We start from the raw sequence: 21,481 nt of genomic DNA on the forward strand, positions 1-21,481 counted from the left end.
GCCCGCGCTCGACCAAGCAACTTGACACGTCGGGCAACTCAGACGTATTCTTCTAATATTCCGAAATTGCGCAAATGTCCCTCGCGCAAGGGCTGTCGCATAGGCCATTTGCGGACTTCTGCAATTGACGCTTCCACGTCGCGGGCGGGAAGAGCGAACGCGCCTCAGTTCGCGGCCACAGCTTGATCTCATCCTGCTCTAGTCCGCCTCCGCGCTGAGGAAGCGGACGCCGAACGTGTCTGCGTTGGCCTCGCCCCAATCGTAGAGTGCCTGCAGCATCGGCTTCAGCATCTCGCCGCGCTTGGTCAGGCAATAGCGCGAGGAGCCGCCGCCGCGCTCCTGCCTGACGAAGCCTGAGTTGCAGAGATGGCGCAGGCGCTCGGTCATCACCTTGTCGCTGAGCTGCGGGATGTCGTGGCGCAACTCGCCATAGCGCATCGGCCTGACCGTGAGCCGGCTCAGGATCACGGTCTTCCATTTGCCGCTGAGCTGATCGATTGACTGTGCGCATGGGAACTCCTTTCGTTCTCTAGTCAATGCTTCCACAAGCACGTCATACGTTGCGGTATCCCCGTTCCTGTAACACCCAGCTGTTGCCGTCCGGATCCGAGAAGTCGGCGAAGCTGGCGTAGTCCCTGCGAGCAGGGTCGAGCCCGGGTGCGAAACCTCCATCCCAGGCATCAACGGGCACCTTGTGCCGGACTTCACCGACCTCGACCCCACGTTCGAGCAGGCGGCTCCGCGCAACCTCAACATCGGTGACGACGAGATAGACGTTGCGAAGTGATCCGGCGGGCGCGTCGGTGAGCCCGCGACCGATCTGTATCGAGCAACTGGAGCCCGGTGGAGTGAGCTGCACGACGCGAAATGCGTCTTTCGGCGAATAGTCGACGTCGAGCGTGAAGCCGACCTGGTCGACGTAGAACCGCAACGCTCGCTGGACATCGCTCACCGGCAACGTGATCACCTCGACTGAGAGCTTTATGCCGGTTGCGCTGGTTGTGTTGATCACGCCCACGCCTCCTCTTCGGTCTGATTTGCGTCGCCCGCAGGGCTCACAAATCGATGACGACGTCACGAATCGGTTGTGAGCAGCAAACGAGAAGGTTGCCGTCAGCGGGCTTCTCGAGTGGCTGGGGTCCATAGGCGACCTCGCCCGAAACCAAACCGCTCTCACAGTTGTGACAAACACCGGTCCGGCACGACCAACGGACCGGGACGTCGCACGCCTCGGCGAGCTCCAAAATGCTCTGGTAGACGGACGCCTTCCAGTGTGCGGCGATGCCACTTCGCGCGAACGATACCAGCGGACCGGTGTTGGCGTCGTCCCTGGGCAGATGTGGAGTTCGCGTCGCTGCGCCGACGACACCCGGAGTCATCGACTCGCTGCCGTTGAAGATTTCGACATGCATCCGCTCCGGCGCCACGTCCAAGGCTGCGAGCGCCTCTTTCATGTCTGCCATGAAGCGAGTCGGCCCGCAGAGGTAGACATCCGCCTCTCGCGGGATGCCGACCTTGTCGAAGACCGATCGCGACAGGTGACCGGTCGCGTCGAAATCCTCGCCCATCTTGTCGCGCGAGCCCGGCCTGCTGTAGCAAACATAGCTGCGGCCATGGGCGAGCGAGGGCATAAGGCGGCGGACTTCGGCGGCAAATGGATGGTGCGGCCGGTCGCGAGCCGCGTGCAGCCACAAGACCTGCCGTGTCGAGCGGGCCGCCGCCAGCGCGTAAAGCATTGCCAGCACAGGCGTCGCTCCGATTCCCGCGCTGAGCAACACCACGGGCCGCGCTCCCGACTGCAGAATGAAGCTTCCCCGCGGCGAGCTGACGTCGAGAACATCGCCCATGCGGACATGCTCCCGCAGGTAGGTTCCAGCCGCCCCATCCGGCTCGACTTTCACGCTGATCCGGTAGCGCTCCGTCGAGAGGGGACCCGAGAGCGAGTAGCTGCGAAAGAGTGGCGGCCCGCCGCCGATCCGTCGAAGACGTAAGACCACGTACTGACCGGGCAGAGCCTGTCGCAGCGGCTGACCGTCCGGATGCCGCATCGACAGGGAGAGGACGTCCGCGGACTCCTGATCTATCGCTGCCACCGTGAGCGACTGAAATCCTGGTGCAGCCGGATGCGCAGCCGCTGCCGGCGCAAGCCCTGCGTTGCCGCTTCCCGCGCCAGTCGTCTGATTCTGCAGTAACGCCTCAAACGACACGCGCCATCCGGGCGAAAGCGTCTCGATCCGCAAGGCGCGCTCCAATCGATCGCGTGGATGATTGGGCGAATAGAGAAGCGCGTTGATCTCTTCGACCGTCATTCGCTCATTCGCCTCTCCCACCTTCATGATTTCGTCGCCGGCGCCTACTTCGCCTTCCTGCAGGACGCGGAAGTAGAACCCCGGACGGCCGCTGGATGTCAGCAATGCCGGCATCCGCGGCTCGTTCATCCGAATGCCGACCCGATAGCAGGTCACGCGGGGCTGAGTAACCTCGAACACTGCGCCGCCGATCTGATAACGGTCGCCGATGCCAACGGCATCGTCGGGTAATCCCTCAATCGTGAAGTTCTCGCCGAACTGTCCATGGACGAAGTCGGTCCTCTTCAGCTGTTCCTGCCAGTAGCGATACGATTCGATCTGGTAAACTAGGACGGCTCGCTGCTCACCCCCGTGGCCGCTCAGGTCGCCTTGACCGTCTCCATCCAGATTCAATCGGCCGACCCGACAACGGCTACGTACAGGATTTTTCCAAATCCCGGTGTGTACGGTGCGGCCCTTCCATTCGATATCACGCGGAAGTCCGACGTTCACCGACAGCAGTCGCGCCATGCCCCACTCCACTTTGATAGGGACCGAAGGTGCTTCTTAGCCGCCGCCACCTGGCTCATGGACCACCTCGGAGACGTCGATGTTGCGATCTGGGCCATGCGCAACCACCGTCTGGCCCGGCTCGAGATGGAGTTGGGTGCCATCGAGATGGACCGAGACGATATCCGGTTCGAACGACACCAGGTTGGAGATGCCGCGAACCTCGGGATAGGGGTCAGGATACCCCCATGCCGCCAGACGTGCCTCATCGATGGAGTAGTAGCTGCAGAGCCCCTTGTATGGGCAGAAGGTCTGGAGTTTCACGGGAGTGAGGGCGGACTCATCGATGTCGGCGCGTGGAACGTACCAGCGCGGCGCGAAGCCGGACTCGTAGAGGACGAGCGGCCGCTTGGTATCGGCAATGATCCGGTCACCATGGCGGACCACGAGGTTACGGGAGGCGCGGCGGATATCGATGCGGTGGTAGGGGTCAGCGGCATGGCCCACGATTCGCTCGTCTTCCTCGTAGAAAGCGTCCATAGCCCGCCAAGCGAACGCAACGCGTGCCTGCAGTTCGCTCGCATGGGGAGGAAGGCTGGTGTGCTGCCATGCCCCTCGCGGTGCGACGTGCTGCTCGTCGGCCCGGACACTGTACCAGGACGTGAGCCCGAGATCGGCGTGTTGGGTGGTATGCTCGGTGCGTTCAAGGACGCGTGGGGAAATGTCGGTCTCCGGAAAATAGGCGACCGGATAGCGGCCCGGTTCGAAGAACAGGAGGACATTCTCGCTATCGGCGATCCAGATCCCCCGAAGCGAACGCGCATACGCCGGCGCAACCGCTCGACGTACAACAATCTCTTGGGCAGCGGTTCGGGCACGAGAAACCGGCCGATTGCTCCCGTTGAGAGTGGACCTTGTTGCCAGGACAGTCCCATGGTCTCCCCCATGGGTTTGATGACCGAGGCTCTGAAACGCGGATCCGGCGGCAAAGTTCCACGAGAGGACGGCGACTCTCGGCTTGCCTTTGGCACACGCCCGCCCCTACGGAGATGACCGAATGAAGCAGCGTACCGAGCGACCGCTAAGACAACGCCGTCAGCCCAACGTCCCCATCCAGTCGGCAATGGCCCGCCCGATCTCGTCCGGCGAATCTTCCTGGACGAAATGGATTCCCGCGACCGTCACCTCAGTCTGCGCGGGCAACTTGCGGACGAAGTCAAGATCGAGGCCGGCGGAGAGGATCCCACCGGGCTCGGCCTTTATGAGCCGAGCCCCAGTCATGGATGACCAACGTGACCCGCTCGGCAACATCCAGGGCTTCGAGCAGGGCGTCGAGGTAGCGGCGGTGCTCCACGAAACGATACGACTCGGGGCCACTGTTAGGCAGCTTGTCGGAGTCTCCCATGCCGATCAGATCGGGGGCGATGCAGCGGCCTAGTGGCTGCAGGTGCGGCAACACGTTGCGCCAGAGGCGCCGTTGCAGTTGAACCTAATCTCATCACGCTTTAGGCCGCGATTTTCATGAGGTGCGCGCTGCAAAATGCGCAGTGGCGGTGGTCGCCCTGACGCGCTAGAGGTTTGGTTCTGATCAAATCAGAACCAAACCTGTCGATCTCTTGTTTTGACGCGTTTTCTTCACGCGAACCGGTAGCCACGCCGCTTGAAAACGCTATAGACATGCCCGCCATTCAGTGGAGACCCAAATGAGCATTCAGCGTTTCGAAACCGGCCCGCGCATGAGCCAGGCCGTCGTGCACGGCAACACCGTCTATCTGGCCGGCGTCGTCGCCGGCAAGGCCGCGGGCGGCAGCGTCACCGACCAGACCAAGGACATCCTGTCGATCATCGACGGCCACCTCGCCAAGGCCGGCACCGACAAGTCGAAGCTGCTCAGCGCGACGATCTACATCACCGACATGAAGACGTTCCCGGAGATGAACGCGGTGTGGGACGGCTGGGTCTCGCAGGGCAACACCCCGGCCCGCGCCACCGTCGAGGCCAAGCTGGCGGCGCCGCAGTACAATGTCGAGATCATGGTTGTCGCGGCGAAATAGACGCGACACACGTCATCCAAAGAGACCGGATGCCCCGGATTGCAAAGCGCAATTCGGGGCATTTTCATCTTGCACTCACGCGCTGATCCGCGCGCGCTCGCCGGCAGCCTCGCCGAGATCGGACTGAAGCCAGCGGGCAATCCGGCGCCATGAACCGGCGAGAGCCTTGCAGCCCATGAACAGTCCGAGGTGACCACACGGCTCGGTATGGCATTGCAGCCACGCGGGCGGCGTGGCCAGGAGCCGCGCTGTCGCAAATGCCTGGTCGGGCGGAACAACGATGTCGTTCTCTGCGGCGAGCACGAAAACGGGCTGCTTCACGGCAGCGAGATCGATCTTGCAGCCAAGCGCGAGGAAGTCTCCAGCCGCGATCCGGTTCTGGCGAAAGATCCAGTCGGTCACTTCGAGGTAGTAGGTGCCCGGCAGATCGAGCGTCTCGCTATTCCAGCGCGTGAAGCGATCGAGCAACGCCCGCGCATCCTCCGACTTGCGGTCGAGCCGCCTCTGCAGCGCCGCTTCCGCGTCACGCATGGTGAACGGGATGCTCCAGGCCTGCAGCATATGCTTGCCGCTGATGATCCCATCCCCCTGACGGACCAGCGCCTCGAAGCCTTGCGGTGGAAGCGAGGCGACCATCCGGGAAAGCTCCGACGGTACCGAGACGTCGACCGGGCTGCCGGCAAGCACAAGCCGCCGTACCTTGCCGGGAAAGCGCGCCGCGTAGAGCAACGACAGCCAGCCGCCCTGACAGAGACCTGCAAGGTCGACCGGCGGCCCGATCGTGTCGACGGCCACGTTGAGATCGGACAGAAAGGTGTCGATCGAGAAATATCGCATCTCCGGTGCCGCCGAGCGCCAATCCGTGAGATAAAGACGCGCAACGTCAGCCTTCTGCAGCGCCTCCATCAGGCTGTGGCCGGGGGCAAGATCCGCGATCTGCGCGCGATGCAGCGCATAGGGCGCGCAGACCAGCAGCGGCCGGCCTTCGGCCGCTCTTGAGAAATCCAGCAGGCACATCGACGGCAGCTGAAGCGCGACCGAATGGGCTGTCGTCCAGGGCAGCGCCGCCATTTCGCCCGACGAATCTGTGGGCTCGGGCGCACGATTGGGGTACCACTGCGAGTAGATGTCCAGCGCCAATCGCGCGGCTTCAAACGGCCATAGCCAGGCGTCCTGCGCCCAGTTGGTGCTCGCACTTCGATCCGATCGATTCGTCTTTTCGGGCAAGCTCATTCACCGATTGATCGCTACCGGGATAGTCTGGCCGACGCGGGTCACCTTCACGCTGATCAAGAACCGACAAATTCAGGTCGGATCAGTTTACGCCAAGCCGGCTGGAACGGCAGCCACGCCGGGATGTCACGATCTCGCGACCCCGGCGCGGCTTGCTGCCAAGCAAGGCCGTCGTTTCAGCGGACTAGGCGGCGCGCGCCGTGCCTTTCTCCGCCTCGAGCTTGCGTGCGAACAGCCAGCGGAAATAGGTCAGCGGGGCATCGGCGCCGATCGCGAGCAGCTGATAGTCCGGATCGGCGTCGAACACGCGCTGCTGCGCCTCGATGATGTCCTTGTCCTCGTTGAACCCTTCCTCGAGGCTGTGCCGCAGCGACAGTGCGATGTTCGGGTTGTCGATGTCGAAATCGTGCAGGTAATTCCAGAAGAAGTGCGTAGTCGAGCGCGTCTCCGGCGTCATGAACTGCGCGTTGCGATATGACCGCGTGCCCGGAACCTGGACGCCCTTCTCGACGCCCTGCCCCGCCGGCGCGAACGTGGTGTCGAGCGTGAAGATGCCGGGCACGATCATGCGGCCGATATTGCGGCGGTCGATCTTGTCGGTTTTGTTCGCGATCACCTTCTTGTGGTAGGGCGGCGGCTCGGCGCCCATGTGCCAGCGCTCGACACGGAAACCGTCGTCCAGCTTCTCGATCGCGACCGGCTTGGTCTTGTAGGCATATTCCTCGGATCCGCCGAGCGTGTTGGTGTGCACGAAGGCAAGATGCGCAAAGTCGCTGAGATTATCGACGATCAGGAGCCAGTTGGCCTTGTAGTGCATGTAACCCGGCAGGCCGCGCCATCTGGGATCCTCGAGCGGCGGATAGTCGAGGATCAGTTTCGGATCGGCCTTCTCCGGATCGCCGGTCCAGATGAAGATCATGTTGTAGCGCTCGACCACCGGATAGCTGCGCACGCCGAGCTTGGCGGGGATGGTGTCCTGCCCGGGGATCTGGATGCATTTGCCGTCGGCCGCGAACTTCATACCGTGATACATGCACCTGATGTCGTCGCCCTCGATGCGTCCCATCGAAAGCGGCGCGGCGCGATGGCAGCAGCGGTCGTCCAGCGCGACGACTTTCCCGCTCGACCCGCGATAGAGCACGATCGGCCGTTCCAGGATGGTGCGTGCGACCATCTTGCCGTCGATCAGTTCGTGATTCCACGCCGCCACGTACCAGGTGTCGCGCAGGAAAATTCCGTCGTCAGCCATCTCACCCTCCCGATGCAAATTTGGTTGGCGACGAGGTTAGGTGATTGCGGTCACCGGGATAATCCGATTTGGCTGGACACACTGTACCGGTGGATGGACAATCGGCCATGGAGTGGCGCGACTGGGAGCTGTTTTGCGAGGTTGTCGAGCATGGCGGCTTCACCGCCGCCGCGCGCGTGCTTGGCCATCCCAAATCAAGCCTCAGTGCTGCGGTGCAGCGTCTCGAAGCCAATCTCGGGCTGCGCCTGATCGAGCGCACCACCCGGCACCTGCGGCTGACCGATTCCGGCGAGACCATCTATCGCAAGGTCCGCCCGCTGTTCACCGCGCTGCACGACACCCACAGCGAGGCGCTGGCGATGTCGAGCGCGGTGGCGGGCACGCTGCGCATCAAGGCGCCTTATGAATTCGGCGCGCATCATGCGGGGCCGGTCGCCTGCGCCGTGATGGGCCGCTATCCGGAGCTTTCGATCCGGATCGACGTCGAGCATGACATCGTCAACCCGATCGCCGAGAACTACGACATCGTGTTCGCGATGCTGGAGGCGCCGCTGCCGTCGGCCGGCATCGTGATCCGCCGCGTCTTCACGCTCGAGCGCGGTCTGTTCGCGGCACCCGCGCTGCTCGACAAGGTCGGCGAGCCACGCACGCTGGATGATCTGAGAAAGTTGCCGCTGCTGACCGGCCCCAGCGATCCGCCATGGGCGATCACCGCTCCCGGCGGCGCGGTCGAGCATCTCGCGGTCGATCGCGCGCGCCTGACCAGCTCGAATGCCCATGTCCGCCTGCAGGCCGCGCTCGCCGGTCATGGCGTGCTGCGGGTCACCGCGAGCTACACCCGCATCGCCGTCGCGGCCGGCGAGTTGCGGCGGCTGCTGCCGGACCATGCCTGCGAGCCGCTCAACGTGCACGCGCTGTTGCCGGCGCGGCAATTTGTCCCGGCGAAGGTGCGCTGCTTCCTCGACGCGATGGAGGCGCATGCACGCGGCGATCCGGAGGCCTATATCAGGCCGTAGGGTCTTTTTGGCCGATCACCATTTTCCCGGGAACCTGTACGGCCGGTCGGCATCCAATGGTATTATTCCGCCAACAGTGAGGGCGATCCCGCCATGCGCCAGGCCCCTGTAACGTCCCTGCCGCCGATCCGCTCGGACGATGCCGAGCTGGTGCAACGCGCGCGCGCCCGCGACGAGGCCGCAATCCGCGCCATCATGCAGGCGAATAATCGCCGGCTGTTCCGGCTGGCGCGCGGCATCCTGCGCAACGACCACGAGGCCGAGGACGTGGTTCAGGATGCCTATGTGCGCGCCTTTACCCATCTGGACCAGTTCCGCGGCGACTCCAGCCTCTCGACCTGGCTGTCGCGGATCGCAATGAACGAGGCACTCGGTCGCCTGCGCCGCAGGCACAGCAGCGTCGAATGGTCCGATCTGCCGAAAGGTGCTCCCGAAGCCCAGATCATCCAGTTCCCCCTGTCGTCAACGGACGATCCGGAAAAATCCATGGCCCAGCGTGAGATCCAGCATGTCGTCGAGCACGCGATCGACGAGCTGCCCGAGGCGTTCCGCCTCGTCTTCATCACCCGCGTGATCGAGGGCATGAATGTCGAGGAGACCGCTGAGATCCTCGGCCTCAAGCCGGAAACCGTGAAGACGCGCCTGCATCGCGCCCGGACCATGCTGCGCGACAATGTCGAGCGGAAGATCGGCCCCGTCGTCATGGAGGCCTTCCCCTTCGCGGGCAAGCGCTGCGAGCGATTGACCGAGGCGGTTCTGAAACGGCTGCGCGCCACGGCCTGAATTTTTTCGGGAACCTCTGCTCGCCCGCACCATCCAACTCCTGTGCAAGCAACGACGCGCCGCGCGCTACGCCCGGCTCAACAGGAGTGTCAAACCATGTTCGTTCGATTGGGTATCGCGGTCGCCGCGCTCAGCCTTCTCAACTGCGCTGCGCTGGCGCAGGGCGCAAAGCCGACCGATCCACAGATCGCACACATCGCCTATACGGCCGGCGTGATCGACATCAATGCCGCCAAGCAGGCGGAAGAGAAGGCCTCCAACAAGGAGATCAAGGCGTTCGCCAAGGACATGGCGCGCGACCACGAGGCGGTGAACAAGCAGGCGCTCGACCTCGTCAAGAAGTTGAAGGTGACGCCGGAGGACAACGACACCAGCAAGGCGCTGTCGAAGCAGGCGGCCGACAAGCTCGCCGAACTCGGCAAGCTGAAGGGCGCCGCCTATGACAAGGCCTATATCGACAACGAGATCGCCTACCACAAGGCAGTCAACACCGCGCTGGAGACGCAGCTGATCCCCTCGGCCAGCAATCCCGAGCTGAAGAGCCTGCTGCAGACCGGCCTGAAGATCTTCCAGGGCCACCAGCAGCATGCCGAACACGTCGCCGCCGGCCTGAAGTGAGGAGGCGCGCGATGTTGCCAGGACGCTGTCTCGCAACGCTGGCTTTGCTCGCGCTCGGCGCGATGGCCGTCCCGGCGCATGCGGCCACCATCCGGATCGTGATGGAGAATATGGTGATCTCGCCGGCCGAGGTGTCGGCCAAGGTCGGCGACACCATCGAATGGGTCAACAAGGACGTGCTGGCCCACACCGCCACCGCGAAGAACGGCGACTTCGACGTGACGATCGCGCCGAAGAAGACGATCAAGTCGGTCCTGACCAAGGCCGGCACGGTCGACTATTACTGCCGCTACCATCCCAACATGAAGGCGGTGCTGACCATCGCACCATAGCCCGCGCGATGACCTCGGAGGTAATCGATCGGCGCACGCGAACCTTCGATAGTCCGGACCGCCGCACAGCCCGGCACTATCGAAGGAGAGCACCATGACCGACCATGCCGCCATCGCCCGCCGCTATATCGATCTCTGGAACGAGCGGACGCCGAGCCGGCGCCGCGAGATGCTGAGCGAGAACTGGACCGCCGATGCGCGCTATATCGATCCGCTGATGAGCGGCGACGGCCATGAGGGCGTCGACGCGCTGATCGCCGGCGTGCAGCAGAAGTTTCCGGACTTCCGCTTCAAGCTGATCGGGGAGCCGAACGGCTTCGGCGACCATATCCGGTTCTCCTGGGGCCTCGGACCCGACGGCGTCGACAGCCCGATCAAGGGCACCGACTTCGCCATGCTGAAGGACGGCCGGATCAGGAGCATCACCGGCTTCCTCGACCAGGTGCCGGGCGCCTGAGGCGCCGCTTCCGCCCCGGCGATGTCGCTGCCAGAGCGTTTTCGAGCGAAGCGGATACCGGTTCGCGTCAAGAAAACGCGTCAAAACAAAGAATCGAGAGCCCCGTTCCGATTCCATCGGAACGGAAAAGGCTCTAGTCTTCCCGAAACACAGGGAGGACGCCATGAAGGCAGATTACGCCTTCAAGACTTCTGTCGTCAGCGACATCACGCCGGCGCTGCTGGCGATCGGCCGCGACAGCTTTCCGCAGGCCCTGATCGGCGCGCTGCGCCGCGTCGCCGGTGTCGGTCACTGCATGGTGTTCTCGTTCACCGGCCCGCGGACCGCCGCGTGCCTGCTCGATGTCGGCAACATCCCGACCGGGCGCGACCTCGGGATCGCCTATTCCGAACATTTCCATCAGGCCGACCCGAACCGGGATGCGGTATTCGAGGGGCAGGCGCAGGCCGCGCCGATCGTGCTGCCGAACTTTGCACGCCGGATGTACAGCGACGGCTACCGCAAGATTTTCTTCGACGACTCCGACATCGTCGACAAGTTCGCTTCCGCGATCTGGACCGGCGACACCTGCTTCTATGTCAACTTCTACCAGATCACCGCGCAAGGCCGCTTCAGCCGCGAGCAGATCGCGCGCCTGGCCGCGGTCGCGCCGGCGTTGACGGCGGCCGTGGCGCGGCATTTCCAGCGCGACCCGGCAGCGGATATTGATCCGATCGAGCGGTTGAAGACCTTGTTTGCAACGGCTGAGCCGCTCGCCAGGCTGACCGGGCGTGAGCAGGAAGTCTGCCTGCGCATTCTTTCCGGTCTCAGCTCGGAAGCGATCGCCGCCGAGCTCGGCATCGGGCTGCACTCCGCCCTCACCTATCGCAAGCGCGCCTATGACAAGCTCGGCATCTCCTCGCAGAACGAGCTGTTCGCGATCGCGCTGCGCCTGATGGCCTCGGCGCGCCAGCTGAACTGAGCGCGCTCCAGGCGATGGTCTCCCGCTGTCCCCAGCGGTGGGGACAGACGGGCCGCGCCTGCCGGCCTATGCTCGGCCCGAAAACCCGAGGCCAAACCGAGATCACGTCGTGAGCACCGCGCCCCATTTCGACATCGACGTCCCCGCCTTCTGGCAGGATCCCTACCCGGCGCTGGCGCGCATGCGCAAGGAGGCGCCGATCGCCTTCGTGCCGCAACTCGGCAGCACGCTGCTGTGCAGCCGCGACGACATCTTCATCTCGGAGAAGCAGATCGACGTGTTCTCGTCGCACCAGCCCGAGGGGCTGATGAACAAGCTGATGGGCCACAACATGATGCGCAAGGACGGCGATGCGCACATGAACGAGCGCAAGGCGATCTTTCCGGCGATCTCGCCCAAGACCGTCAGATCGCACTGGACCGCGCAGTTCGCAGTACACGCGACGCGCATCCTCGACGAACTGAAGCCGGACGGCGTGGTCGATTTCGTGCAGGCCTTCGCGCTGCCGTTCTCGGCCGAATGCCTGAAGTCGATCACCGGCCTCACCAATATGCGCTTCCAGGACATGAATGCGTGGTCGCAGGGCATGATCGACGGCATCGCCAATTATGTCGGCGATCCCGCGATCGAGGCGCGCTGCCATGCGGCGACTTCCGGGATCGATGCCGCGATCGACGACATGGTCCCTACCCTGCGCAAGACGCCCGACCTCAGCCTGCTCGGCGTGATGCTGCAGACCGACATGCCGATGGAGAGCGTGCGCGCCAACATCAAGCTTGCGATCTCGGGCGGCCAGAACGAGCCGCGCGATGCGATCGCCGGCACGGTATGGGCGCTGCTGACCCATCCCGACCAGCTCGCGCTGGCGACGACCGGCGCGATCCCGTGGCTGCAGGTGTTCGAGGAATATGCGCGCTGGATCTCGCCGATCGGGATGTCGCCGCGGCGGATCGCAAAGCCCTGGACGATCAGGGACGTCGCCTTCGAGACCAATGAGCGCGTGTTCCTGATGTTCGGCTCGGCGAACCGCGACGAGAAGCATTTCGACCGGCCCGACGCGTTCGACGTGCGCCGCGACGCCAGCAAGAGCATCGCGTTCGGTGCCGGACCGCATTTCTGCGCCGGCGCCTGGGCCTCGCGCGCCATGGTCGCCGACGTCGCGCTGCCCGCGATCTTCAACCGGCTGAAGAATCTGCGCCTGATCGAACACAAGCCGGCGCGGATCGGCGGCTGGGCGTTCCGCGGCCTCCTGGATTTGCCGGTGACGTGGGACGCGTAAGGGTCGTTACCGTCCCCAGCGCAGCACGACCGGATCGAGTGTCCGCGCGATCTCGATCAGCCCCGCGCGGGTCGCCGGATGCAGCGGTTGCAGCGGGTGGCGCACTGCGTCGGACTTGATGACGCCGCCCTCGCGCATCAGCACCTTGCAGGCCTGCAGCCCGCATTGGCGATTTTCGTAATTGATCAGCGGCAGCCACCGCGCATAGGCCTGCATGGCCTCGTCGCGCCGGCCGGCGAAGAACGGATCCATGATCTGGCGGATGCCGTCGGGATAGCCGCCGCCGGTCATCGCGCCGGTGGCGCCGGCATCGAGATCGGCCATCAGCGTGATCGCCTCCTCGCCGTCCCACGGCCCCTCGATCTCGGCGCCGCCCTTCTCGATCAGACTGCGCAGCTTGTTTGCCGCCATCGGCACCTCGATCTTGAAATACCTGATGTTGGCGAGCTCCTTTGCCATCCGCGCCAGGAAATCCACCGAGAGCGGCGTGCCCGCCACCGGCGCGTCCTGGATCATGATCGGGACGTTGATGGCATCCGACACCACCCGATAAAACTCATAGATGCCCGGCTCGCCGACGCGAAAGGTCGCGCCGTGATAGGGCGGCATCACCATGACCATGGCAGCTCCGGCAGCTTCCGCCTCGCGGCTGCGAGCCGCGCAGACCGCCGAGGAGAAATGCGTCGTGGTGACGATGACGGGAATGCGGCCGGCGACATGCTCGAGCACCGTATGCATCACGGTCTCGCGCTCGGCGTCGGTCAGCACGAACTGTTCGGAGAAATTGGCGAGGATGCAGATGCCGTGGGAGCCGGCGTCAATCATGAAGTCGACGCAGCGCCGCTGGCCATCGAGGTCGAGATTGCCGTTGGCGTCGAAGATGGTCGGCGCCACGGGGAAGACGCCGCGATAGGGGCGCTTTGCGACTGATGTCATGGTAACGACCTCCCAGGTTGTTGTCGGATTTTCTTGTCAGCTCTGGCGGAACGGCAGCGGCGGGCCATCGAGCCGGCGCAGGCCCGGCTCGCGCCGCTCCAGCCACCAACCATACTGCTTCGGCCAGGACGCGAACACCTCGCCGCCTCCACCGCCAAGCGCAAGCTCGGCATGCAGCGGCCAGTTCGGATCGAACAGCGCCTCGCGGCCGATCGCGACCAGATCGGCCTGGCCTTTGGCCAGGACGTCTTCGGCCTGCTGCGGATGCAGGATGAGGCCGACCGCGATGGTCGCAATGTCGGCGGCGCGGCGGATCTCATCGGCATAGGGAACCTGAAAGCCGTAGCCGCGCGGAATCCGCGCCGCGGTCGCCGAGCCGAGCAGGCCGCCCGACGAGCAATCGATCAAATCGGCACCGCGCGCCCTGGCTTCGCGGGCAAACGCGACCTGGTCCTCGAGCGTCAGGCCGCCGTCGATACCGTCGACCGAGGAGATCCGCACCGCCAGCGGCCGCTCCGCCGGCCAGGCCGCGCGCACGGTCTCGATGATCTCGAGCGGATAGCGCATCCGCCCGGCGCGATCGCCGCCATAGGCATCGGTGCGGCGGTTCGACAATGGCGAGAGGAATTCGTGCAGCAGATAGCCATGCGCGCAATGCACCTCGACGAATTCGAAGCCGGCCTCGACCGCGCGCAAGGTGGCGCGCCGCCATTGCTCGCGCAGCGCGGCGAGCTCGGCCGCGTCGAGCGCGTGCGGCATCAGCCAGCCGTCTTCCATCGGGATCGCACTCGGCGCCACCGTCCGCCACGGCAAATCGCCGCGAGCGCGATCGGCCTCATCGAGAGCGGCATTGCCGTACCAGGGACGCTGCATGCTGGCCTTGCGGCCGGCATGCGCGAGCTGGATCGAGGGCACGGCGCCATTGTCCTTGAGGAAAGCGGCGATCCGCTCGAGCGGCGCGATCTGCTCGTCGTTCCAGATGCCGACATCGCCATGGGTGATGCGGCCCTCGGCGACAACCGCTGCGGCCTCGACCATCACGAGCCCGGCGCCGCCCTGGGCGAACTTGCCGAGATGCACGAGATGCCAGTCATTGGCGAGCCCGTCGGTCGCCGAATACTGGCACATCGGCGAGATCAGGATGCGGTTTCGGGAGGTCACGCCGCGAAGCGTGATCGGCTGAAACAGAAGCGGCTGCGACATCGGGACCTGCGGGAAGGTGTTGGCGGGAGAAATCGTGGCGGAAAGCTAGGCGGCGCGTCCCGAGATCGCAAGTCATGCCGCGGCGCAGGCGGCAAGACCTGCACGCATGCAGCACTTGCGCCCCGGCGCGATCTGCAAAACCCGCAACATTTGCCGCAGAACAATTTCCCGGCCGGTAAACACTTTCAGTCATCCCTGGGTCACATCTACGGATCGCAATTCGTCGCGGACATCCCTACATTGCCGGCATGAAGAAAATCGGATTCCTTTCGTTCGGGCACTGGACGCCCTCGCCGCAGTCGCAGGCCCGCTCGGCCGCGGATGTGCTGCTGCAATCCATCGACCTTGCGGTCGCGGCCGAAGAGCTCGGCGCGGACGGCGCGTATTTTCGCGTCCATCACTTCGCACGCCAACTGGCCTCGCCGTTCCCGCTGCTGGCGGCTGTCGGCGCCAGGACCAGCCGGATCGAAATCGGCACCGCCGTGATCGACATGCGCTACGAAAATCCGCTCTACATGGTCGAGGACGCCGGCGCGGCCGACCTGATCGCGAGGGGGCGCCTGCAACTGGGCATCAGCCGCGGCTCGCCCGAGCAGGTGATCGATGGCTGGCGCTATTTCGGCTATCAGCCGGGCGAGGGCGAGACCGACGCCGACATGGGCCGGCGTCATGCCGAGATCTTCCTCGACATGCTGCGCGGCCAGGGATTTGCGCAGCCCAATCCACGGCCGATGTTTCCCAATCCTCCCGGCCTGCTCCTCCCGGCCTGCTTCGGCTCGAACCACTCTCGGAAGGCCTGCGCGAGCGCATCTGGTGGGGCGCCGGCTCGAACGCCACCGCGGTGTGGGCGGCAAAATTCGGAATGAACCTGCAGAGTTCGACGCTGAAGAGCGACGAGACCGGAGAGGCGTTCCACATCCAGCAGGCCGCCCAGATCCGGGCCTATCGCGCCGCATGGAAGGAAGCCGGGCACACGCGCGAGCCGCGGGTCTCGGTGAGCCGCAGCGTCTTCGCGCTGGTCGACGATCGCGACCGCGCCTATTTCGGCAACGGGCAGGAGGAAGACCAGATCGGCTTCATCGACGAGAGGACGCGCGCGATCTTCGGCCGCGGCTACGCCGCCGAGCCGGACAGGCTGATCGAGCAGCTCAAGACGGATGAGGCGATAGCGGAGGCCGATACCTTGCTCCTGACCGTCCCCAATCAGCTCGGCGTCGACTACAACGCGCATGTGATCGAGACGATCTTGACCCAGATCGCGCCCGCTTTGGGCTGGCGCTAAATCCATCGCGAATGTCAGCGATACTCGACCGGCGCGCAGGCTCGTCACATCGAGCACGACCGGGATAAGGACCCGCGCCGGCCGTCTTCTAGGGGGGCTGTTGAGAGGGAACGGCCGGGCGCGGGCTTGAACCGACCGTTCTCGCCGGAGGTCGGTCGGCTCTATTCGACCAATGCCGGAACCCGCGACATCGTTCCGGCGGAACTTCGTTCTCAAACGCGGAGAACTACGGAAACATAACTGCGCGTTGTGAGAAGAACAGGTTGAGTACGGTTCGTTAGGCGCGCACGTTGCGTGAACAGATCGCCGTAATATCCCGGGATGATCGCCCGAAGCTGGCTGCCGATTGCCACGCGGATTCCCTCGGTCAGGAATCCCTGTCGCGATTACGCCGGGTCAGATCGAGCCGCTCGACGCGCTCATCGATTCGCCGGTTCAGCTCCTCGTCTTCTCGCGTATTGCTGCCGCGACGGGCGCGAACCACCAATGCACAACATCCGAGCAGAACGATCGCGAAGAGCGCGTAGTACCACCATGCCATGCACTGATCTCAAATCAACGCTCGCGATACGGCCGGAAAGGTCATCGTTCAGGCCGATGAGGACGCGCCGATCTCGGCGCATAATAGGGGTTCACCAGACAGGTTGCCGGAAGCCCAACGGCGCCGGCCTGACACTGTTCCAGCGACGTGAAGACGCAGTCCATGCGCTCGCCGACCAGCATACCGTAAACATGCATGCAGACGGGATAGCGCGGATCATACATTTGCGCGGATGCCGGCCTTGTCATCCAAAGCGCGCCTAGCGCAAGCAGCAGCGCTCCAAGCAACCTCACGTCACGTCTCCTGCTGTCGCGAAATACATTGCCTTGCCGACAAACGGTGCCTTGCCGACAAACCGTCCTGCGACATTTGCCTGAAGGCTGGAGCGGGCGAAGGGAATCGAACCCTCGTATGCAGCTTGGGAAGCTGCCGTTCTACCATTGAACTACGCCCGCGATCTCAATGCTTGAGGTCGCACCCTACGGCTGCGACCGGCCGGACCATAGCCCGGGCGGAGGCAGCGGATCAAGCGCATTGAAGCCGATCGCCGCACCGCCCCGCTAATGGCCCATCCTCACGAGCACGTCATTGATGACAAAAGCCGCGGCGGCAGCAGCATTGCAGGTGCCGCTTCGTGCATAGATGCAGGCATCGGCGATGCCGACGCGGGCACAGCTTTGCCTTGAAAAATCCGCCGGCAGATCACCGGCGGCCGCGGGCCGCGCAAGGATACGGTTGAAGGCCGGCCTGGTCGCCTGCAACAGCGGCGGCAGCATGAGCTCGGCGAGCGGATCGGCGGGCTCGAGCGCATAGAGCGGCACCGCCCCCACCAATCGTTCGCGACCCGGCAACAGCTGGAAACGAACATTGTAAAGTGCAAGGCCGCACATCTGCGGATCGCTGCGCAGTTCGGCGGCGAGCCGCGCCGCGCCGACACCACGCGTCCAGTAGTCGCGCATCCCTTCGCTGGCGCCGGCGAGCGTGACCGAGAGCAAGACCCAGACGCCGGTGACGATCGGCAACGCCCAGCGGCGCCATCCGGGTTTTGCGCGCAGCCATTGCACCCAATCGGCCGATCCCAGCGCCGCGACGATGATGAACAGCGCCACCGACAGGAAGACGAAGCGGTATTCCTTGTGCGCGATCAGGCTGTGGAAGACGAGGTTGACCAGCGCCACGGCCAGCAACAGCGGCGCATGGCGCGCGCCGCGCCAGATCGCGGCGAGCGGCAATACGATCGCCGCCGACCACACGATCAGGAAGTTGACGAGATAGGCCGAAGGGGGCGTCACGCCGAACTCGGTCGCGCGATCGTGCAGCAGGTTTTCCCTGATGTTGCCGATCAGCCAGGCGAACGGCACGGCGCCATGCGCAAGCTCGATCGCGGCGGAGAGCATCAGCGCGGCGAGACCGCCCGCGATCAAGGGAATCAGGTTTCGCCAACGCATCCAGCAGGCGCCGAGCGCAAGCACGGCGATGGCCGGCGCATACTGGAAGCGGCAGACAAAGGCAAAAGCGAGCAACGCGCCGCCGATCGCCAGATGCCGTTGCGACGGACGGCTGGTCACCAGCAGCGCCGCCGGCACGATCAGCGCCGTCGCCAACGGCTCGCCCAATGTGTGCGGCGCGAGCAGGATCAACTCGAACCAGACTGCCGCAGCGAACGCCGCGACGATGGCATGGGTTCGCGAGATCCGTGCACCAAAGAACCAGGCGCTGACCACGATCGACAGTGACGCAGATGCGGCGACCAGGCGCGGCACCAGGAAAGCGCCCTCGCCGCCCGGCGCAATCAAGCCGCCCACCGCGACCGGCCCGGCCAGCAATGTCGGCAGGAACCAGCCGCGAATGCCTTCGCGCCAGTCCCACGTCAAAATGCCGTCATGACCGAGCATCCGCCACGCCGGCTCGAGATATTGAAAGATCTCGTCCGGATACATCACGTTGGGCCAGAGCGCGGCCGCAAGGCGCAGGACCAATGCCAGCAACAACAATGCGAACAGCGGATGAAGACGCCCGGTCGATGTCCCGGCCACGGCGGTGCTGCCGCGCGCCACATCCGCGCCGGTGCTGGTCATCGTTCCGCCGATCGTACCGTGGAGCAGCATGCTGACGACCAGATAGCGGGCAAAGCCTTTAAGATGCGTGACCGGAGGCTCGCCGGCCCGCGCGCAACCGCGCCACGGCATGCTTAACCGAACGTCAAGATTCCGGATGCGCGCGCCGGCGACGATGTTAAGATCGCGCGCATGGGGGCTGGTGGCGTCATGGCGGGGCGTGGGTACACCATTTTCGACACGGCGATCGGCCGATGCGGTATCGCGTGGGGCGAGCTCGGCGTGGCCGGCGTGCAGCTTCCCGAGCTGCGCGAGATCGAGACCCGCAAGCGGCTATTCCAGCTTTATCCTGACGCGCGCGAGATGCGGCCTCCTGAAGAGGTCGCTGTCGCGATCGAGGGCATCGCCGCGACCTTGCGCGGCGGCAATGGTGAGCTTGCCGGCGTTGCGCTCGACATGAGCGGCATTCCGTCATTCGACGCGCGCGTCTACCAGTTTGTCCGCACCATTCCCCGCGGCGAAACCCGGACCTATGACGAGGTGGCGAGCGCCTTGCGCGCGTCCGGCGCGGTCTATTCGGTGGCACAGGCGCTCGGCCGCAATCCCTTCATGCTCATGGTGCCCTGCCACCGGGTGCTCGAGGCGGGCAATTATGCCGACCGGATCTCGCCGAACGGCGGCAGCATCTCGAAGCGGCGGCTGCTCTCGATCGAGGGCGCCCAGCCGACCACCAGCAAGACCCTTTTTGATGTGCTGCTGCCCATTGCACGACTCCGGCCGCAAGCTTAAATCCCGGGTATGGTCCGAACCACGCTGCTGCAGCGCGATCGCATCACGGTGAACGAGTTTCGCTGTACGGCGGAACCCGGCGACGAGCCGTTCGCCGAGCAGTTCGCCTGCCACTCGGTGTCCTATGTGCGCAGCGGCAGCTTCGGCTGCCATTGCCGCGGCCGCTTCCATGAGCTGGTGGCAGGCTCGATCCTGGTCGGCCATCCCGGCGACGAATATACCTGCACGCACGACCACGTGGTCGGCGACGAATGCCTGTCGTTCTTCCTGGACCCGGAGCTGGTCGAGACCATCGGCGACCGCGCGGCGGTCTGGCAGGTCGGGTCGGTGCCGCCGCTGCCGGAACTGATGGTGATCGGCGAGCTCGCGCAAACGGCGGCAGCTGGCAACAGCGACGTCGGTCTCGACGAGATCGGCCACCTCCTCACCAGCCGCCTTGTCGAGCTGGTGTCCGACCGCAAGGCAAAGCCTCTCACCGCAGGCCTGCGCGATCGCCGCCGCGCCGTCGAGGCCGCGCTGTGGATCGACGCCAATTCACATCGTCAGATCGACCTCGACAATGCCGCGGAACAGGCCGGCTTGAGCACCTTCCATTTCCTGCGGCTGTTTTCCGCCGTGCTCGGCGTGACCCCGCATCAATATCTCGTGCGCTCGCGGCTGCGCCATGCGGCGCGGCGGCTCGCCGACAACGACAGCCCGATCACCGACATCGCCTATGACGTCGGCTTCGGCGACCTGTCCAATTTCGTGCGCAGCTTCCACCGCGCCGCCGGTGCCTCGCCGCTGAAGTTCCGCCAGGCCTCGCGCGGCGACCGCAAGATTTTCCAAGAACGTCTCGCGCTGCAATAGCTAGGCTGCTCCGGTCCGCGCGTCTTTCGATGCGCTTAGCGACTGGAGATTTCCCATGTACGACCATATCGGATTGCGCGTCGCCGACCTCGACGCCAGTGTCCGCTTCTACACCGCGGTGCTGGCACCACTCGGCTTCGTGCTCTGCTCGCGCGACGACAGCGGTGCCGGCTTCGGCCCGAAGGGCGAGCCCGCGCTCTGGCTGCATCTGCACAAGGGCAAGGCCCAAGGCGGCGCGCACGTTGCGTTCCGCGCGCCGAGCCATGACGCGATCAAGACATTCCATACCGAAGGCCTGAAAGCCGGCGGCAAGGACAACGGCGCGGCAGGCCACCGCAAGGACTACAGCCCGACCTATTACGCGGCATTCCTGCTCGACCCCGACGGCAACAATGTCGAGGCGGTGTCGACCTGAGCCTCAACCCGTCATTGCGAGGAGCGACGCGACGAAGCAATCCATTCTTTCATACCGCTGTGAGGTGGATTGCCTCGCTTTGCTCGCAATGACGGTCCTTCAAATGCAACAGCAAGGACTCAACCTCATGGCTTCCATTTACAAAGACATCCCGATCGACGCGCCTGCAGATCATGTCTGGGACGCGTTGCGCGATTTCGGCGCGCTGCATACGCGGCTGGTGCCGGGCTTCGTGACCGACACCAAGCTTGATGGCGACGTTCGCACCGTCAGCTTCGCCAACGGCACCGTGGCCCGCGAGACGCTGGTCGATTGCGACGACAAGCGGCAACGGCTGGTCTATGCGATCAGCAGCGAGCGGTTGAAGCAGCATTCCGCCTCGGTGCAGGTATTCGCCGAGGGCGACGCGCGCTGCCGCGTGGTGTGGATCGCCGACGTGCTGCCGCACGAGGTCGCGCCATACATGGACGCGCAGATGGACCTCGGCGCGGCGGCGATGCAGGCCGCGATGGCCAAATCGGCGAAGAACGCAGCGTAGCAGGGCTAAAGCGCGATGAGATTAGGTTGAATCGTCATCGCGCCTTAGCTCTTTGTTTGAGCATGATCTTTTCGGAAAACCGCTTCGCACT

25 protein-coding genes, 1 tRNA gene and 2 pseudogenes are annotated in these 21,481 nt (G+C 64.7%); 13 read left to right on the forward strand and 15 right to left on the reverse strand.

The window, feature by feature from the left end; all coding sequences use genetic code 11:
- Positions 1-198 precede the first annotated feature (198 nt).
- The 7 genes and pseudogenes from ACVWY5_RS35540 to ACVWY5_RS35570 form a co-directional block, all read right to left on the reverse strand.
- Positions 199-672 carry a helix-turn-helix domain-containing protein gene (locus tag ACVWY5_RS35540; protein ID WP_321177553.1) on the reverse strand — a complete coding sequence of 158 codons (474 nt, stop codon included), beginning with the start codon at positions 670-672 and terminating at the stop codon, positions 199-201.
- On the reverse strand, positions 554-1,012 hold the full coding sequence (locus ACVWY5_RS35545; RefSeq protein WP_202814533.1) for a VOC family protein: 459 nt from the start codon (positions 1,010-1,012) through the stop codon (positions 554-556). Before ACVWY5_RS35545 ends, ACVWY5_RS35540 begins: the two co-directional genes overlap by 119 nt.
- A 43-nt stretch (positions 1,013-1,055) precedes the next feature.
- Positions 1,056-2,819 (reverse strand): MOSC domain-containing protein, encoded by a 1,764-nt coding sequence (locus ACVWY5_RS35550; protein ID WP_028334580.1) that lies wholly within the window; start codon positions 2,817-2,819, stop codon positions 1,056-1,058.
- Positions 2,820-2,855: 36 nt separating this feature from the next.
- Positions 2,856-3,338 carry a DUF427 domain-containing protein gene (locus ACVWY5_RS35555; protein WP_321176663.1) on the reverse strand — a complete coding sequence of 161 codons (483 nt, stop codon included), beginning with the start codon at positions 3,336-3,338 and terminating at the stop codon, positions 2,856-2,858.
- Between the two features lie 66 nt (positions 3,339-3,404).
- Positions 3,405-3,722, reverse strand: a pseudogene (locus ACVWY5_RS35560) (DUF427 domain-containing protein); the annotation flags it as partial.
- A 171-nt stretch (positions 3,723-3,893) separates the two neighbouring features.
- Positions 3,894-4,079, reverse strand: coding sequence for a hypothetical protein (locus tag ACVWY5_RS35565; protein WP_028334579.1), 186 nt, complete (start codon positions 4,077-4,079; stop codon positions 3,894-3,896).
- On the reverse strand, positions 4,015-4,257 hold the full coding sequence (locus tag ACVWY5_RS35570; RefSeq protein WP_321176662.1) for an alpha/beta fold hydrolase: 243 nt from the start codon (positions 4,255-4,257) through the stop codon (positions 4,015-4,017). Before ACVWY5_RS35570 ends, ACVWY5_RS35565 begins: the two co-directional genes overlap by 65 nt.
- A gap of 244 nt (positions 4,258-4,501) precedes the next feature.
- Between ACVWY5_RS35570 and ACVWY5_RS35575 the strand changes: the two genes are divergently transcribed.
- Positions 4,502-4,852: a RidA family protein gene (locus ACVWY5_RS35575; RefSeq protein WP_028334578.1), complete on the forward strand. Its 351-nt coding sequence runs from the start codon at positions 4,502-4,504 to the stop codon at positions 4,850-4,852.
- A 75-nt stretch (positions 4,853-4,927) separates the two neighbouring features.
- On the opposite strand, the gene ACVWY5_RS35580 is transcribed toward ACVWY5_RS35575, so the two are convergent.
- Together ACVWY5_RS35580 and ACVWY5_RS35585 are read right to left on the reverse strand one after the other, a co-directional pair.
- Positions 4,928-5,923, reverse strand: a complete 996-nt coding sequence (locus ACVWY5_RS35580) for an alpha/beta fold hydrolase (protein ID WP_028334577.1) — start codon at positions 5,921-5,923, stop codon at positions 4,928-4,930.
- Positions 5,924-6,269: 346 nt separating this feature from the next.
- Positions 6,270-7,334: an aromatic ring-hydroxylating dioxygenase subunit alpha gene (locus ACVWY5_RS35585; protein WP_028334576.1), complete on the reverse strand. Its 1,065-nt coding sequence runs from the start codon at positions 7,332-7,334 to the stop codon at positions 6,270-6,272.
- Positions 7,335-7,441: 107 nt separating this feature from the next.
- Here ACVWY5_RS35585 and ACVWY5_RS35590 point away from each other — a divergent pair, with 107 nt between their 5' ends.
- From ACVWY5_RS35590 to ACVWY5_RS35620, 7 genes are all read left to right on the forward strand, one after another.
- Positions 7,442-8,350 carry a LysR family transcriptional regulator gene (locus ACVWY5_RS35590; protein WP_028334575.1) on the forward strand — a complete coding sequence of 303 codons (909 nt, stop codon included), beginning with the start codon at positions 7,442-7,444 and terminating at the stop codon, positions 8,348-8,350.
- Positions 8,351-8,443: 93 nt separating this feature from the next.
- Complete coding sequence (locus ACVWY5_RS35595) at positions 8,444-9,133, forward strand: RNA polymerase sigma factor (protein ID WP_028334574.1); 690 nt, start codon at positions 8,444-8,446, stop codon at positions 9,131-9,133.
- A gap of 96 nt (positions 9,134-9,229) precedes the next feature.
- Complete coding sequence (locus ACVWY5_RS35600; protein WP_028334573.1) at positions 9,230-9,751, forward strand: DUF4142 domain-containing protein; 522 nt, start codon at positions 9,230-9,232, stop codon at positions 9,749-9,751.
- Between the two features lie 11 nt (positions 9,752-9,762).
- Positions 9,763-10,083 (forward strand): cupredoxin domain-containing protein, encoded by a 321-nt coding sequence (locus ACVWY5_RS35605; protein WP_028334572.1) that lies wholly within the window; start codon positions 9,763-9,765, stop codon positions 10,081-10,083.
- Between the two features lie 94 nt (positions 10,084-10,177).
- A complete protein-coding gene (locus tag ACVWY5_RS35610) occupies positions 10,178-10,540 on the forward strand; it encodes a nuclear transport factor 2 family protein (RefSeq protein WP_028334571.1) in 363 nt (120 codons plus the stop codon).
- Positions 10,541-10,703: 163 nt separating this feature from the next.
- Complete coding sequence (locus ACVWY5_RS35615) at positions 10,704-11,501, forward strand: helix-turn-helix transcriptional regulator (protein ID WP_028334570.1); 798 nt, start codon at positions 10,704-10,706, stop codon at positions 11,499-11,501.
- Between the two features lie 109 nt (positions 11,502-11,610).
- A complete protein-coding gene (locus ACVWY5_RS35620; RefSeq protein WP_028334569.1) occupies positions 11,611-12,780 on the forward strand; it encodes a cytochrome P450 in 1,170 nt (389 codons plus the stop codon).
- A 6-nt stretch (positions 12,781-12,786) separates the two neighbouring features.
- On the opposite strand, the gene ACVWY5_RS35625 is transcribed toward ACVWY5_RS35620, so the two are convergent.
- Positions 12,787-13,716: a dihydrodipicolinate synthase family protein gene (locus ACVWY5_RS35625; RefSeq protein WP_028334568.1), complete on the reverse strand. Its 930-nt coding sequence runs from the start codon at positions 13,714-13,716 to the stop codon at positions 12,787-12,789.
- A 36-nt stretch (positions 13,717-13,752) separates the two neighbouring features.
- Entirely contained in the window at positions 13,753-14,919 is a 1,167-nt protein-coding gene (locus ACVWY5_RS35630) for an NADH:flavin oxidoreductase/NADH oxidase (protein ID WP_028334567.1), read from the reverse strand.
- A 248-nt stretch (positions 14,920-15,167) separates the two neighbouring features.
- Between ACVWY5_RS35630 and ACVWY5_RS35635 the strand changes: the two are divergent.
- A pseudogene (locus ACVWY5_RS35635) lies at positions 15,168-16,201 on the forward strand (LLM class flavin-dependent oxidoreductase).
- 367 nt (positions 16,202-16,568) lie between these two features.
- On the opposite strand, the gene ACVWY5_RS35640 reads toward ACVWY5_RS35635, so the two are convergent.
- From ACVWY5_RS35640 to ACVWY5_RS35655, 4 genes are all read right to left on the reverse strand, one after another.
- Positions 16,569-16,742 carry a hypothetical protein gene (locus tag ACVWY5_RS35640; protein ID WP_167350363.1) on the reverse strand — a complete coding sequence of 58 codons (174 nt, stop codon included), beginning with the start codon at positions 16,740-16,742 and terminating at the stop codon, positions 16,569-16,571.
- A gap of 41 nt (positions 16,743-16,783) precedes the next feature.
- Positions 16,784-17,035, reverse strand: coding sequence for a DUF3551 domain-containing protein (locus ACVWY5_RS35645; protein ID WP_080667104.1), 252 nt, complete (start codon positions 17,033-17,035; stop codon positions 16,784-16,786).
- Positions 17,036-17,123: 88 nt separating this feature from the next.
- Positions 17,124-17,197: transfer RNA gene (locus tag ACVWY5_RS35650), tRNA-Gly, on the reverse strand.
- 105 nt (positions 17,198-17,302) lie between these two features.
- Positions 17,303-18,931 (reverse strand): 4-amino-4-deoxy-L-arabinose transferase, encoded by a 1,629-nt coding sequence (locus tag ACVWY5_RS35655; RefSeq protein ID WP_321176661.1) that lies wholly within the window; start codon positions 18,929-18,931, stop codon positions 17,303-17,305.
- Between the two features lie 78 nt (positions 18,932-19,009).
- On the opposite strand from ACVWY5_RS35655, the gene ACVWY5_RS35660 reads away from it, so the two are divergent.
- The 4 genes from ACVWY5_RS35660 to ACVWY5_RS35675 all read left to right on the forward strand — a co-directional run bounded on the left by ACVWY5_RS35660 (position 19,010) and on the right by ACVWY5_RS35675 (position 21,390).
- Positions 19,010-19,588, forward strand: coding sequence for a methylated-DNA--[protein]-cysteine S-methyltransferase (locus ACVWY5_RS35660; RefSeq protein ID WP_028334564.1), 579 nt, complete (start codon positions 19,010-19,012; stop codon positions 19,586-19,588).
- 9 nt (positions 19,589-19,597) lie between these two features.
- On the forward strand, positions 19,598-20,437 hold the full coding sequence (locus ACVWY5_RS35665) for a helix-turn-helix domain-containing protein (protein ID WP_028334563.1): 840 nt from the start codon (positions 19,598-19,600) through the stop codon (positions 20,435-20,437).
- Between the two features lie 55 nt (positions 20,438-20,492).
- Positions 20,493-20,852, forward strand: coding sequence for a VOC family protein (locus ACVWY5_RS35670; RefSeq protein ID WP_016843721.1), 360 nt, complete (start codon positions 20,493-20,495; stop codon positions 20,850-20,852).
- 127 nt (positions 20,853-20,979) lie between these two features.
- The gene (locus ACVWY5_RS35675) at positions 20,980-21,390 is read left to right on the forward strand and encodes an SRPBCC family protein (protein ID WP_028334562.1); all 411 of its coding nucleotides are present in this window, start codon (positions 20,980-20,982) and stop codon (positions 21,388-21,390) included.
- Positions 21,391-21,481: the final 91 nt, after the last annotated feature.

This window comes from Bradyrhizobium sp. USDA 3256, from assembly GCF_054058275.1.

What these genes read in the sequence shown, in the direction of transcription:
- ACVWY5_RS35590 (WP_028334575.1), top strand. Translation starts at nt 7,442, where the DNA reads ATGGAGTGGCGCGACTGGGAGCTGTTTTGCGAGGTTGTCGAGCATGGC.
- ACVWY5_RS35595 (WP_028334574.1), top strand. Translation starts at nt 8,444, where the DNA reads ATGCGCCAGGCCCCTGTAACGTCCCTGCCGCCGATCCGCTCGGACGAT.
- ACVWY5_RS35630 (WP_028334567.1), bottom strand. Translation starts at nt 14,919, where the DNA reads ATGTCGCAGCCGCTTCTGTTTCAGCCGATCACGCTTCGCGGCGTGACC.
- ACVWY5_RS35670 (WP_016843721.1), top strand. Translation starts at nt 20,493, where the DNA reads ATGTACGACCATATCGGATTGCGCGTCGCCGACCTCGACGCCAGTGTC.
- ACVWY5_RS35580 (WP_028334577.1), bottom strand. Translation starts at nt 5,923, where the DNA reads ATGGCGGCGCTGCCCTGGACGACAGCCCATTCGGTCGCGCTTCAGCTG.
- ACVWY5_RS35660 (WP_028334564.1), top strand. Translation starts at nt 19,010, where the DNA reads ATGGCGGGGCGTGGGTACACCATTTTCGACACGGCGATCGGCCGATGC.
- ACVWY5_RS35640 (WP_167350363.1), bottom strand. Translation starts at nt 16,742, where the DNA reads ATGGCATGGTGGTACTACGCGCTCTTCGCGATCGTTCTGCTCGGATGT.
- ACVWY5_RS35655 (WP_321176661.1), bottom strand. Translation starts at nt 18,931, where the DNA reads ATGCCGTGGCGCGGTTGCGCGCGGGCCGGCGAGCCTCCGGTCACGCAT.
- ACVWY5_RS35565 (WP_028334579.1), bottom strand. Translation starts at nt 4,079, where the DNA reads ATGACTGGGGCTCGGCTCATAAAGGCCGAGCCCGGTGGGATCCTCTCC.
- ACVWY5_RS35675 (WP_028334562.1), top strand. Translation starts at nt 20,980, where the DNA reads ATGGCTTCCATTTACAAAGACATCCCGATCGACGCGCCTGCAGATCAT.
- ACVWY5_RS35605 (WP_028334572.1), top strand. Translation starts at nt 9,763, where the DNA reads ATGTTGCCAGGACGCTGTCTCGCAACGCTGGCTTTGCTCGCGCTCGGC.
- ACVWY5_RS35610 (WP_028334571.1), top strand. Translation starts at nt 10,178, where the DNA reads ATGACCGACCATGCCGCCATCGCCCGCCGCTATATCGATCTCTGGAAC.
- ACVWY5_RS35575 (WP_028334578.1), top strand. Translation starts at nt 4,502, where the DNA reads ATGAGCATTCAGCGTTTCGAAACCGGCCCGCGCATGAGCCAGGCCGTC.
- ACVWY5_RS35625 (WP_028334568.1), bottom strand. Translation starts at nt 13,716, where the DNA reads ATGACATCAGTCGCAAAGCGCCCCTATCGCGGCGTCTTCCCCGTGGCG.
- ACVWY5_RS35600 (WP_028334573.1), top strand. Translation starts at nt 9,230, where the DNA reads ATGTTCGTTCGATTGGGTATCGCGGTCGCCGCGCTCAGCCTTCTCAAC.
- ACVWY5_RS35550 (WP_028334580.1), bottom strand. Translation starts at nt 2,819, where the DNA reads ATGGCGCGACTGCTGTCGGTGAACGTCGGACTTCCGCGTGATATCGAA.
- ACVWY5_RS35540 (WP_321177553.1), bottom strand. Translation starts at nt 672, where the DNA reads ATGGAGGTTTCGCACCCGGGCTCGACCCTGCTCGCAGGGACTACGCCA.
- ACVWY5_RS35555 (WP_321176663.1), bottom strand. Translation starts at nt 3,338, where the DNA reads ATGGACGCTTTCTACGAGGAAGACGAGCGAATCGTGGGCCATGCCGCT.
- ACVWY5_RS35585 (WP_028334576.1), bottom strand. Translation starts at nt 7,334, where the DNA reads ATGGCTGACGACGGAATTTTCCTGCGCGACACCTGGTACGTGGCGGCG.
- ACVWY5_RS35615 (WP_028334570.1), top strand. Translation starts at nt 10,704, where the DNA reads ATGAAGGCAGATTACGCCTTCAAGACTTCTGTCGTCAGCGACATCACG.
- ACVWY5_RS35665 (WP_028334563.1), top strand. Translation starts at nt 19,598, where the DNA reads ATGGTCCGAACCACGCTGCTGCAGCGCGATCGCATCACGGTGAACGAG.